The 11,544-nt window shown below is 70.0% G+C and carries 12 protein-coding genes and 1 pseudogene; 8 read left to right on the forward strand and 5 right to left on the reverse strand.

All coding sequences use genetic code 11. The features are described 5' to 3' along the window. The first annotated feature begins 73 nt into the window (after positions 1 to 73). Positions 74 to 1,216 carry an ROK family protein gene (locus ACFRIC_RS15920; protein WP_382785269.1) on the forward strand — a complete coding sequence of 381 codons (1,143 nt, stop codon included), beginning with the start codon at positions 74 to 76 and terminating at the stop codon, positions 1,214 to 1,216. Between the two features lie 40 nt (positions 1,217 to 1,256). Next, on the forward strand, positions 1,257 to 2,135 hold the full coding sequence (locus ACFRIC_RS15925; protein WP_382785271.1) for a Cof-type HAD-IIB family hydrolase: 879 nt from the start codon (positions 1,257 to 1,259) through the stop codon (positions 2,133 to 2,135). Positions 2,136 to 2,262: 127 nt separating this feature from the next. Here ACFRIC_RS15925 and ACFRIC_RS15930 read toward each other — a convergent pair whose 3' ends face one another. The 3 genes from ACFRIC_RS15930 to ACFRIC_RS15940 form a co-directional block, all read right to left on the reverse strand. Then, positions 2,263 to 3,285: a hypothetical protein gene (locus ACFRIC_RS15930; RefSeq protein ID WP_382785275.1), complete on the reverse strand. Its 1,023-nt coding sequence runs from the start codon at positions 3,283 to 3,285 to the stop codon at positions 2,263 to 2,265. A 101-nt stretch (positions 3,286 to 3,386) separates the two neighbouring features. Next, positions 3,387 to 4,115 carry a hypothetical protein gene (locus ACFRIC_RS15935; protein ID WP_382785278.1) on the reverse strand — a complete coding sequence of 243 codons (729 nt, stop codon included), beginning with the start codon at positions 4,113 to 4,115 and terminating at the stop codon, positions 3,387 to 3,389. Between the two features lie 92 nt (positions 4,116 to 4,207). Beyond that, positions 4,208 to 5,086 (reverse strand): hypothetical protein, encoded by an 879-nt coding sequence (locus tag ACFRIC_RS15940; RefSeq protein WP_382785281.1) that lies wholly within the window; start codon positions 5,084 to 5,086, stop codon positions 4,208 to 4,210. Between the two features lie 343 nt (positions 5,087 to 5,429). On the opposite strand from ACFRIC_RS15940, the gene ACFRIC_RS15945 reads away from it, so the two are divergent. After that, entirely contained in the window at positions 5,430 to 6,200 is a 771-nt protein-coding gene (locus ACFRIC_RS15945) for a hypothetical protein (RefSeq protein ID WP_382785284.1), read from the forward strand. A gap of 308 nt (positions 6,201 to 6,508) precedes the next feature. On the opposite strand, the gene ACFRIC_RS15950 is transcribed toward ACFRIC_RS15945, so the two are convergent. Then, complete coding sequence (locus ACFRIC_RS15950; RefSeq protein ID WP_382785287.1) at positions 6,509 to 7,651, reverse strand: abortive phage infection protein; 1,143 nt, start codon at positions 7,649 to 7,651, stop codon at positions 6,509 to 6,511. A 287-nt stretch (positions 7,652 to 7,938) separates the two neighbouring features. Between ACFRIC_RS15950 and ACFRIC_RS15955 the strand changes: the two are divergent. After that, a pseudogene (locus ACFRIC_RS15955) lies at positions 7,939 to 8,097 on the forward strand (IS5/IS1182 family transposase); the annotation flags it as partial. 9 nt (positions 8,098 to 8,106) lie between these two features. Here the strand turns inward: ACFRIC_RS15955 and ACFRIC_RS15960 are convergent. After that, positions 8,107 to 8,484 (reverse strand): hypothetical protein, encoded by a 378-nt coding sequence (locus ACFRIC_RS15960; protein WP_382785290.1) that lies wholly within the window; start codon positions 8,482 to 8,484, stop codon positions 8,107 to 8,109. Between the two features lie 218 nt (positions 8,485 to 8,702). Between ACFRIC_RS15960 and ACFRIC_RS15965 the strand changes: the two genes are divergently transcribed. From ACFRIC_RS15965 to ACFRIC_RS15980, 4 genes are all read left to right on the forward strand, one after another. Then, complete coding sequence (locus tag ACFRIC_RS15965; protein WP_382785293.1) at positions 8,703 to 9,647, forward strand: M28 family metallopeptidase; 945 nt, start codon at positions 8,703 to 8,705, stop codon at positions 9,645 to 9,647. Between the two features lie 332 nt (positions 9,648 to 9,979). Further along, positions 9,980 to 10,135 carry a hypothetical protein gene (locus ACFRIC_RS15970; RefSeq protein ID WP_382785296.1) on the forward strand — a complete coding sequence of 52 codons (156 nt, stop codon included), beginning with the start codon at positions 9,980 to 9,982 and terminating at the stop codon, positions 10,133 to 10,135. A gap of 172 nt (positions 10,136 to 10,307) precedes the next feature. Continuing rightward, positions 10,308 to 11,099: a hypothetical protein gene (locus ACFRIC_RS15975; RefSeq protein WP_382785299.1), complete on the forward strand. Its 792-nt coding sequence runs from the start codon at positions 10,308 to 10,310 to the stop codon at positions 11,097 to 11,099. Continuing rightward, entirely contained in the window at positions 11,092 to 11,478 is a 387-nt protein-coding gene (locus ACFRIC_RS15980; RefSeq protein WP_382785302.1) for a GntR family transcriptional regulator, read from the forward strand. Before ACFRIC_RS15975 ends, ACFRIC_RS15980 begins: the two co-directional genes overlap by 8 nt. Positions 11,479 to 11,544: the final 66 nt, after the last annotated feature.

Here is an 11,544-nt window from a genome sequence, read left to right on the forward strand (position 1 = left end):
GGTCAGGACTCCTTACTAGATCAACGTAGACCCGCGTGCATGTTTAGGCAAGAGTCCTTACTAGAATGCTCGTATGACCGCGCCGAAACCGTCCCTGGAACTGCTGCGTGCCCTGACGGACGAGAACGTGCTGCGCGTCCTGATGGCCCACGACCGGCTCACCCGGGCGGAGATCGCCACCAGGACGGGCCTCTCCAAGCCGACCGTCTCCGAGAGCGTCCAGCGCCTCGAGCAGGCACGACTCCTCGTCGACACGGGGGAGCGCACCACGGGACGCGGCCGGGTCGGCTCGTACTACGCGCTGGCGCCGCACCTCGGCACCGCCCTCGTGGCGAGCATCACCCCGCACGGTGTCGTCGCCGAGGCCGTGGACGCCCTCGGGCGCACCCACGGACAGGTCCGCAGCGAATGGGACGCCGACGCGGGACAGGAGACGGTCGCCGAGGCACTCGGCGAGGCGGCCGCGCGTCTCGCCCGCGAGGCAGGTGGCCCGCTGCGGCTGGCGGTCGTGAGCGCCGCCGACCCCGTCGACCGGGAGACCGGGCGACTGGTCCACCTGCCGGACGCCCCGTTCCTGGTGGGCGCGCTCGATCCGCCCGCCGTCCTGGCCGGCACCGTCACCGGCCCGGTCCTGGTGGACAACGACGTCAACTGGGCCGCCCGCGCCGAGTACGAGCACGGCTGCGTGCGGGGCGTCGACGACTTCGTCTACCTCCACCTCGGCGAAGGCCTCGGCTGCGCCGTGGTCGGCGACGGCGTCGTGCGCCGCGGACATCGCGGACTCGTCGGAGAGATCGCCCACCTGTACACGGCCGGGCCGGACGGACGGGCCATGGCCTTCACCGAGGTGTTCGCCGCACTGGGCCTGCGCCGCGCCTCCTCCACCGCCGTCGACGTCCCGAAACTGCTGGACACCCTGGAAGCCGCCGACGCCGGCGCCGAGCGGGTACGCGTCGCGCTCGCCCACGCCATCGGCGGCGTCCTGTCCGCCGCACTCTCCTTCGCCGACCCCCGGACGGTCGTCGTGGGCGGACCCTGGGGCTCCCACCCCCGCCTGATCGCCGCGATCGAGGACCACCTCACCCGCTCACCTCGGCCCGTACCGGTCAGCGCGGCGGCCCTGACCCTGCCCGAGCTGACCGGAGCGCGCTCCCGCGCCGTCGAGGAGCTCGGTTCCCTGATCGTCCGCAGCGCCCACCCCACCACGCAGTGGTGACCCTCCTCAGCCCCCTTCCGCACCGACCCACCGGAACACGATGACCACGCAATCCGCCCCTGCCCCTGCCTCCGCCCCCGCTTCCTTCCCTGCCCCTGCTTCCCCGTCGACCAGCCGTCCCGACATCCGGCTCGTCGTCACCGACATGGACGGCACCCTGCTCGACACCGACGGGCGCGTCCCGCAGGGCCTGTGGCCCCTGCTCGCCGACCTGCGCCGCCGGGGCGTCGTCTTCAGCCCCGCCAGCGGACGCCAGTACGCCACGCTGGCGCACCTGTTCGCCGGCTCGGACGACGGCATGGTCTACATAGCGGAGAACGGCGCGTTCGTCGTCCGCGACGGTACGGAGGTGTCCTCGGACCCGCTCGACCCGGCCGTCGCCGCACGCCTGGTCAAGTCCGTCCGCCAACTCGTGGACGAGGGCGTGGACGTGGGCGTCGTCGTGTGCGGCAAGCGCGCGGCCTACACCGAACGCGGCGACCAGGCCTTCCTCGACGAAGTGGGCCGCTACTACCACGCCCACCGCCTGGTCGACGACGCCACCGCGGTGGACGACGAGATCGTCAAGGTAGCGATCTTCGACTTCGGACGGATCGAGCGCACCACGGCCCCCGCCCTGGCCTCCTTCGCCGACACCCACCAGGTGGTCGTCTCCAGCGAGCACTGGATCGACGTCATGAACCACAGCGCCGACAAGGGGATCGCCGTACGCCGACTCCAGGAACACCTGAACATCGGTCCGGCCCAGACGATGGTGTTCGGGGACTATCTGAACGACCTCGGCATGCTCGACGCCGCCGAGTGGTCGTACGCGATGGCCAACGCCCACCCCGCCGTCATCGCCCGAGCCCGCCACCTGGCCCCCGCGCACACGGAGGACGGCGTCATACGCACCATCAGAAGCGTCCTGGACATCTGACACCGTCCTCCTCGCCTGGTGCCGGTGCCGGTGCCGGTGCTGGTGCCGGTGCCGGTGCGTCGGCGAAGGCCGGCAGCCCGCGCCCCGAAGCAGCACCGGCAAGCCCGAGGACTGTTGGATCCCTGGCCTAAAGGGCCTTCCTGGCCACCTCGCGCCAGTCCTCTCGGCCGAGCAGCGCCAGACAGCGGTCCCGATGGACCGCCCACCGTTCGACGGGCCCGATCGACCCCGCGTCGCCCTGTTCCCCGAGGCTGTCGGCCAACCAACCGACAGTGGAGTACCTCCCGACGGAAGGCCCCAGCCGCTCGACGTGACGCAGGTACCCGGCCAGCACTGTCTCCGCGTGGCGGTAGCGGGAGAGGGTCATGCCCATGCCCTGGCCGTAGGCCAGTACGAGGAGCAGGGCGCCGGTGTTGTCCGCGATCGCGCCCTCCACGCGGGGTTCGCTCATGACGTCGTGGAGCCTCGTGGTCTCGGCGACCCGGCCGGCGAAGTACGCGTTGAGGCAGTCGCCGTCACATGACCTGCGGAGGAGCCAGAGCCGGACGGCGGCATCGTCGAGCCGACAGAGGGCTTCCACGACGTAGACCCGTCCCCAGCCGGTGACCCGGTCGGCGAGCCAGAGGAGGGCTTCGGTGCCACCTTCGGGGAGTCGCTCCAAGGCGCGCGCCGCCAGTGGACCGAAGTGGTCGGACAGAAGTCCGATCGTTTGGATCAGCGGGATGTCGTCGGGGGTTCCCACGGTCGCGAGGAGGGCGAGCCCCACGGTGACCGCGCACCGGTCGGTGCCGTGCCTGAGGAGCCACCGACCGGTTCGAAGAACGCGGTCTCTGTCAGCCCGTCGGGCCGCCGCCGCGATGTGCTCGTTCTCCTGAATGGGGACGTAGAGCTCGTGGAAGGCCTCGGCGAGGCTGTCGGGGTCGGCCGTCGAGGCGAGGTGGGCATCAAGCACAGACGCCACGTCCAACCCGATACGACGTCGGTCCCTCGGGACCTTGGGGCGGTGCCGTAGGCCATGCGCCCCGTCGTCCGGATAGGGCTCCCCGTCCCGCGGAAGAGGCGCATCCGGAGTCGCCTCGCACAGCGCCAGAACGTGGTCGTACAGGGATACCCGTGCTCCGGGGAACTCCATCCCGGTCGCCTCGCTCATCGGCGGACGGAGGGCTCGTTTCTCTTGATCATGACCAGGAGGATGCCACGGCGACACGGGTGCCACAAGACCCGCTGAGCCGGCCGCTCAGACCCGAACTGCTAGGGCCACGGATATCCCAACCGGCGGGCGAACTCGCGTGATCCGCCGCAGACCTCACCGGCCACCCGGGGGTCGGCTCCGAGGAGATCCCGCAGCATGAGGTCGGCCTGGCGCATGGGAATGTCACCTGTGACCGACAGGACCTGGCGGAACTGCAACCAAGGCTGATTGCCATCGCCGGTCGGCCGACCGGGATGGAAGTAGGACACGATGACGTGGTCGCGGTCCCCGGGCAGGGCGCTGACCCAGGCGAGCTCACACCTCCACCGATCAAGCCATTGAGTCTGCCGCCGAAGGCTCTCTTCCAGCAGCCGGGCGACGGTACGGGCGGGCCATTCCCAACTGTGGTCGGCGGCGGCACGCTCGACCTCGGCTTCGTATTGCCGCGCGTCGAACCGATACGGGGAAAGGTCCACGTCCCCGTCCGGGTTCCGCCAGTCGCGCCACACGACGGTGTCCGCCTCGCGCGTGATCGTCACATGGACGGCCCCGCAGCAGCCCTCCGTGCACTCGGCCTCAGCGAGCCGCACCTCCTTGGGCTCACTCGACGGCATCAGCGGGCGGGAGGGCGCGAGGAGCAGCCGAGGGTCTTCTCCCGGGCCCATGTCGAAGGCGGCGGCCAGGATGTCCTGACCGTCGACGATCGGCCGGACCTCGACCGCGCCCCCGCGCTGAGCCGGATCCGGTGCGACGACGCGGAGAGCAAGGTGATTGATTTCGGACGGCACGCCACGATGGTCGCTGCCCCACCCGTCGCCTGTCACGTCAATTCCTGCGGGTTCTTCCTGCCGCCGGCCTTGGTGCGCCCACTCAGCCCGGTTCAGCCGGAGGGCTGGGCGGCGCCGGCGTCGCTCTGCGACGGCAGGCCACCCCACTGAGGGGAGGGGTTCGGCGCCGGTGTGGTGATGGCCTGCCCCTTGGACCAGTCGCGGTACTCCACGGAGAAGGGGTCGGAGGAGTACCGGGACAGGTAGTCAGATGTGTCGTGCGGGAAAGGGACGGTCAACTCCAGAGACACCGGAAGGTAGTTACTGGTGGCCGCGATCCTGAAGCTGAGTTCCTTGCCGGGACTTGCCTTGGCGTAGGGGCGGTAGAAGAAGGCCCCGGCCGGGTCGGACGCCAGGGTCGCGAGGGGCACTTGACCGGTGAGGAGCCGTCCGGCGCGATCGGTCTCGCGGTAGTGATCGGCATGCGCGAGCAGGGCCGCGAGATGCTCCGGCGACGCCAGCCAGCGGGTCTGCAGGGCGTTGCTGACGTCGAGGTTGTCCGTCGCGGCGCCGGCGTCACCGACGTAGGTGGTCGGCCCGTAGGTGACCATGTCGGTGTTGGGAGAGTTGTCCGGGGTCACCCAGGCGTGGTTTCCGATCACCACGACGTCCGGGGGATACCAAGGGTCTTCGCCCGGCTCGTACAGGACATGGGTCGCGGCGGCCTTCGTTCCGTCGGGGGACATGCCGATACGACCCTGGCCATGGAATTGAGCGGGGTCGCTGAGGTTGCGCGCGTTGATGTCGAAGGCGGTCACGGCACGGCTGACCATGGCCTGCTCGACGGCGCGTGCGACTCGTTCCTGCGGGGTCAGGTTCGACGAGTCGGCTGTTCCACCCGCACTCGGAGCCGAGGCCGCGGCCGAGGAGACGCTCCCCTGTGCATCAGGCGCTCCCGCCGCGCACCCGGTGGCGGCGGTGGAGACAACCACGGCAAGGCCGATCCATAACCCTCGTACACGCACGCACATTCCCCCGTAGCCCCATGCCTCAACTGCCCACCGACGTACCGGACAATGCCGGTGATACGCGGTCGGTTCATGAATCTATAGCCCAGATCGCCGTTTGGCCCAGGTATCGCGAAATAGGCGATGTGACGCAGCCGGAAGTGCAAGAGACGGGCGACGCCCCGGTGCAGGAAAGCGCGGGCCGGCCTCGCGGCAACCCAGGGAACCTCCCCGATATCGTCAGTATGACGATATGATGAAAGCCGATCGGGCAGGCCCCTGCATGCGTCTCTTCGCGCTGCCCGGAAATCGTCCTTCGGAGGATCCTGTGACACTCGGCGAAGACACCCCCGGCACGGTGGACGTGCGCTGCGAACGGCTCGTACCGGGCGACCCCGCTTGGCTCTGGCACTTCCACCGGGCGCGGACGATGCTCCTGGCCCCCCTCGCCGCCGCGGCCGAGGAGGAGCCGGAGCAACTGCCGGACGGGTTCGACCCGGTGGCGGTCCTGGCGGCCTGGGAAGCGGTGTGCGCCACCCTCCCCGAAGCGCTCCGTACCCACGTCCCCGAGCCCGTCGAGTTCACCGAACCCGAAGAGCCCGCCGACCCGGCCGGACCGGTGGTCGACCGCGTGGTCCGGCAAGCCCAGGAGGAACGCGACCGGGTCGCTCGCGGCAGCGGCCTGTGGGGACCCGACGGACGCGAACACATACCCGTACACCTGGTGGAGATCGCCGAGCGCGACCTGGAGACGCTCGCAGCCGCCCTGGACCGCCTGACCCAGGTTGTGACCGGGCGACTGCGCGGGGCCGCGCTGCTGTACCGGATCGCCGCACTCCACCCGTACCCGCTCGGCCCGTCCACCGCCTTGAGCCTGTGCGGCAACCTGCGGATCCTGCTGGACACACTCCGGCCCGAGCCGGCGCCGGAGGACCTGGCACTGCTGCGACCGCTCCTCGGACCGCCCACGAGGGATCCGGCCCCGCGAGTGCTGACCCCCGAGCAGGAGGCCGCCTACCGGAACTTCGCGCACCGGATCGCCGACATCATCTGCCCGGGTGACATCCGCGAGAGCGCCGCCTTCGCCTGGCGGTACTGACGGAACGCCACGGGATGGACCACGCCCCCGCAGTCGGCGACGTACGGAAGGGGACGTGCCGGTACATCAAATGCCCGCAGGCCGGACGGATCAGAATCCACCCCCACTCCACAACCCCGCTGAGATCCGTTCGGATGCGGGCGGATGTACCGGCGCGGCCCCGACCCCCACCGCACCGAAGCCGCTCGGGCGGAGCCCCAGCCGCCGGACGCGCGGCTCAAATTGCGCCCCCGTAGCCGGACGCGCCGCTCAGTAGTGAGCCGCAGTGGTCATCCCCTCGGCTCGGTGGCGCGCCCGGTCGCCCCACGTCAACCGCGCCTGGCGCACCGGTACTGCCGAGCCAGCGCGTGGAAGGCCTCCTTGGGTTCCCAGTGAACGCCGGAAGCCGGGTGCCCCGGACGGTTCTCGATCGTCTTCACGATGCTGTAGCTCGCCATGTCGAGATCGTGGCGCGGATCGCGGGGCCGGTGCGGGGCGTCGCGGGTGACGAAGGTGTACGCCATCGCCGAGTACAGCCCCATCGCCTCGAACGCCGCCAGGACGTCGGTCAGATACGCGGCCTGCGCGCGCTCACTGCGTACCAGACCGGCCTTGATCTCCGGGGGTTCCTTCGTGTAGTCGACGGCGTCCCAGCCCATGCCGCCCCGCTCCGGCGCCCCCTTGTAGGTGCAGCAGCCGAACTCCATGACGGCGACGGGCTTCCCGAAACGGCGGTAGGGGGCGAGATCGCGGAGGTAGTCCGAGGGGCGTCGGAAGGACGAGTAGTAGTCGATGCCCACCAGGTCGAAGAGCGTCCAGTCGACGTCCTCGTCCTGCGCCGAGGCGTACGTCAGGCGCCCGTGGAAGACGGACCGGCCGACCTTCGCGGCCTTGGCGGTGAACCGGCGCAGCCGCCGGGCCATGAGGACCGGGTCGAAGTCGCCCTTGAGCAGGTTCTCGACGCGCTCCTGGACGTTCGCGCCGGGCACGATGCCGGGGACGTACAGCACGAACTCGCAGCCGACGCTCAGGTGCACCCCGGCGCCCTGCCGCCGCAGCCGCTCGGCATGACGCCCGGTCTCCGCCAGATGGTCCAGGATGTCCCGCTCGGGCACGTCTCCGAGGGTCGGTTCGAGCCAGACGTTCAGCCCGCGTTCCGCCGCCTCGGTCGCGGTCGCGGCGAGCCGTTCGACACCGTCCCCGGTGACCTTGACGGAATCGGCGTGCAGATCACGGGCGACGGCCCGCAGGTCCCCGCGCATGTCGCGGAGGTTCCACGCCGTCGCGGGCGTCTCCCCGTCGCCGACCTCGTACACCACACCCCGATAGGTCAGCCCGCGCCGGGATGGCGTCCCCCGCCCGTCCGAGGCCGACGCCCGCCCCGTGGCCCCGACGGGCAGCGCCACCGCTCCACCGGCAGCCGCGGCCATCCCCAGAAACCGCGCCCGACTGATTCCCGGCGTCCCCTGCATCGCGCCTCCCCACTCCCGCTCCGGCGTCCTTCGCCTCGAACCCAGTCTGGGAATCCACCGCCCCTCAAGCAGTCAGCCGAAGGTCTACGAAGCCGGTCCGAAGGTAGAGATCCGGGCGCACTTGGTGACCTGCGCCGGACGGAGCTGGAACGTGTCTCTGCGGTCTGCCAGAACGGCATCCGGTCGGGTCCTCGGTGTGCGGGGACCGCTTCGACGGTGGCCGACCTGGTCGGAGGGCCTGGCAGCGGCCGACGAAGACGACGGCATCGGCTGGTCCGTGTCGGTGGGCCTTCGACGTCGACGCATACAAACAACGCAACACAGTCGAACGATGCGTCAACCGGCTCAAGCAATGGCGTGGCCTGGCCAGGCGAGCGGACAAGCTCGCCATCGGCTACCAGGCCGCACTCCACCTCGCCGCCGTCCTCATCTGGGCCCGGCGATAGCCCACTGCCTCAGCGATCGACTACCCAGCGCGCGTCCGCAGGCCAGGATCCCGCGCTGACAATGTGCTCCACGATCCTGAACGCCTCACCGATGGGCACGGTGTCTTGGTCCGGATACTCGTCGTGCTGCCCGTTGGAAAGGACGAACCCCTCACTCGATCCCACGGCTCCTGGCTCCACGGCATGCTCGCCGGGATCACCGTCTGCTTCGAGCAACATCACCATCGCCCGCTCGGTGTTCGTCACGAAGGCCAGCGATCGCCCCGACGAACTGCTCAGCCATGTCTCCAGCTGACGTCTGTCGACCCTCGCCCGAAGTGTCTCCAGCATCACCTCGGACGACATGGGGACGGTGCTGTCGTCATTGATCACCCATGACTCGGTCACGAGCACGACGATCTCACGGACGGCTCTGAGAGACAGTCCCCAGACGTCCGGAAGTCGGTTCATCCGGAATGCGAACGCGTCTGACCGGATACTGCTCTTGACGCTCAGTCAGTCCCACCTTCACCATCCAGGCACCCCATTCACCGTGGAATCCCCGGACGCCCCACGCCCCCTCGTGGGAACTCCGCCCGGATTCCCTGGAATTCGGAGCCCCCCACATGAAGCTCTCCATTCCTGGGCGTGCCTCGGCGACCGCTGTCGTCACGGCCGCCGCGCTGCTCACCGGCGGTTCCATAGCCGGGGCGGCCCCCGCCCCGGTGGCCGCCGCCGCGCCGGACATCCCCGTGGCCAACGTCAAGGCACACCTCACCCAGCTCCAGTCCATCGCCACCGCCAACGGCGGCAACCGCGCGCACGGCCGCACCGGTTACAAGGCGTCCCTCGACTACGTGAAGGCCAAGCTGGACGCGGCCGGGTTCACCACGACCGTCCAGCAGTTCACCTCGGGCGGCCGCACGGGCTACAACCTGATCGCCGACTGGCCCGGCGGCGACACCGGCCAGGTCGTCATGGCCGGCTCCCACTTGGACAGTGTGACCGCGGGCCCCGGCATCAACGACAACGGATCCGGTTCCGCGGCCTTGCTGGAGACGGCACTCGCCGTGGCCCGTTCCAACTACCAGCCCACGAAGCACCTCCGGTTCGCCTGGTGGGGCGCCGAGGAACTGGGCATGGTGGGCTCGCGCTACTACGTCAACAGCCTCACCACCGCGAACCGTTCGAAGATCAGCGGCTACCTGAACTTCGACATGATCGGCTCGCCGAACCCGGGGTACTTCGTCTACGACGACGACCCCGCCATCGAGAAGACCTTCAAGGCGTACTTCACCGGGATCGGCGTCTCCACGGAGATCGAGACCGAGGGCGACGGACGCTCGGACCACGCGCCCTTCAAGAACGCGGGCATCGCCGTCGGCGGCTTGTTCAGCGGCGCCGACTACATCAAGACGGCCGCTCAGGCCGCCAAATGGGGTGGCACCGCGGGCAAGGCCTTCGACGCCTGCTACCACTCCTCGTGCGACACGTCGTCGAACATCAACGACACGGCGCTGAACCGGAACGCCGACGCGTTGGCGTACGCGGTGTGGGAACTGTCGGCGTAGCGCTCCGACCGCGGGCCATTCGTACGGTGGCCCCTCGGTCTCCGTGATGTGTCCGACGAGCGCGGGCAGGGTCCGACGGGCCGTGCCCGCGCTCTGCCCGCTGCTGGGCACCCCCGTCGTGGCGGCGCAACTGGACGTATATCAAGCGACAGTTGCCCGCCGCGCGCGGCATCATGGCGGCCATGAACGGACACACTTCCGACTGGGTGACCCTCTTCCGCTTCGAGAACATCCCCGGCTGCCCGCGCCCCGGCCGGCTGATGTCGGTTTGACTGCGTGACCGGGGGATCGACTGGTACCCCTTCGCCGAACGCGATGTTCTGATCGACCACATGTGCGGCGTGCGTGCCGACGGGCACTGGCACGGCACGATCGTCGTCCGCGTCCGCGCGGACGTCCTGCGACGGCTCGGACTCCATCCCGATCAGCCGACGTCAGGGCCGGCCGACCCGCTGCCGCCCAAATGGTGGGGCCCGTGGGCGCGTTGATCCACGAGACCGCATTCCGGCAAGGACGCAGTCGATCGCCCACGCCAGGGAACCCCCTCGCTCCGGAACCCGTCTCCCTCTCCGTCAGCTTGTATCGAGTGTTTGACACAAGATCCCGGCTGCGGCATCTTGTACTAGCAGATTGATACAAGATGACCTGAGGGGATCCCCCATGCTCGACGCCGCCCCGCTCCAGCGCCGCTTTCTCGAGCATGCCGACCACTACGCCCGCTGGTCAGGCCTGGCCATCGGCGTCATCGCCGCACAGGCGATGTCCACCCTGGGGCACGTGGAGTTCGAGCAGCGCGTCGTCTTCTGCATCACGGCCTTCGGCCTGTGCGCGGTGGCGGGTGTCCTGCTCGCCGACGCGCTGACACTGGTCCCGCAGGACGTGGTGCGCACCGCGAGTCTCGCCCCACGCCTCGTCAGAGAACACGTACCGCCGCGCATGGGCCCCCTGATCGCCCTTCAGGGGGTCTCGCTCGTCGTCCTGCTGGCCATCACGGCGGCCACCGCCTCGGTCGACCCCGACCACATCCTCAGTACGGGGAAGGTCGTCGCCGTCACCTGCAACGGGATGGGGACGACCCTGGGCCCCTGGCCCGGCCTGTACTACAGCCTCCCGATGTTCGGCGCGCTCGCCATAGCCACTCCCACCTGCGTCTGGGCCCTGCGCCGCATCGCCGACGGACCCGGCGGCGAACAGCAGCGCCGCGACCGCGCGTGGGCGGTCACCGGAGCCTGGGGGCTCCTGGTGTCGAGCCAGCAGTTGTACGCCGTACTGATGGTCTCCGTCTCACTGACGGACACGGGCTGCGCCGGAGCGATGGGCGCGCTCACCTTCTGGGTGTTCTACCCGCTGGCCCTGCTCAACCTGTTCACCCTCGGCTGGTCCCTGGTCACCCTGGTGGCCCCCCGAGCCGTCGACGACGACGCGGCCGAGGAGTCCTCCGACCATGAATGAGCCCGCCGTCCGCGTCGACACCACCAGCCAGGTCCCGCCGTACGCGCAGATCCGCGCCCAGCTCGGCGCGCTGATCCTCACCGGACGGCTGGTCGAGGGCGACCGGCTGCCGACCGTACGCCAGTTGGCCACGGACCTCGGCCTCGCCCCCGGCACCGTGGCCCGCGCCTACCGCGAACTGGAGGCGGCCGAACTGATCCGCACCCGCCGCGGAGCCGGCTCCCGGGTCGCGGCACCCCCGTACGGCCCGACCGGCACCCCCGCCCCCCAACTCGCGACACTCGCACGCGACTTCACCTCAGCCGCCCGCGCCCTGGGCGCCGACACGGAATCCATCCTGGCCGCAGTCCGCACAGCCCTGGACCCGGACCGCTCCTAGGGCTTGTCTGACAATTCCCGTCTGCCCGGCGACGTCGCGCACGTTCCTGGATCATCACGCCCCCGA

The sequence above is a fragment of the Streptomyces sp. NPDC056738 genome (genome assembly GCF_042790435.1).
GTDB lineage: Bacteria > Actinomycetota > Actinomycetes > Streptomycetales > Streptomycetaceae > Streptomyces.

Excerpts from the sequence above, each read along its gene's own strand:
- ACFRIC_RS15920 (WP_382785269.1), top strand. The coding sequence starts at position 74 with ATGACCGCGCCGAAACCGTCCCTGGAACTGCTGCGTGCCCTGACGGAC.
- ACFRIC_RS15925 (WP_382785271.1), top strand. The coding sequence starts at position 1,257 with ATGACCACGCAATCCGCCCCTGCCCCTGCCTCCGCCCCCGCTTCCTTC.
- ACFRIC_RS15930 (WP_382785275.1), bottom strand. The coding sequence starts at position 3,285 with ATGAGCGAGGCGACCGGGATGGAGTTCCCCGGAGCACGGGTATCCCTG.
- ACFRIC_RS15950 (WP_382785287.1), bottom strand. The coding sequence starts at position 7,651 with ATGCAGGGGACGCCGGGAATCAGTCGGGCGCGGTTTCTGGGGATGGCC.
- ACFRIC_RS15965 (WP_382785293.1), top strand. The coding sequence starts at position 8,703 with ATGAAGCTCTCCATTCCTGGGCGTGCCTCGGCGACCGCTGTCGTCACG.
- ACFRIC_RS15970 (WP_382785296.1), top strand. The coding sequence starts at position 9,980 with ATGTGCGGCGTGCGTGCCGACGGGCACTGGCACGGCACGATCGTCGTC.
- ACFRIC_RS15975 (WP_382785299.1), top strand. The coding sequence starts at position 10,308 with ATGCTCGACGCCGCCCCGCTCCAGCGCCGCTTTCTCGAGCATGCCGAC.
- ACFRIC_RS15980 (WP_382785302.1), top strand. The coding sequence starts at position 11,092 with ATGAATGAGCCCGCCGTCCGCGTCGACACCACCAGCCAGGTCCCGCCG.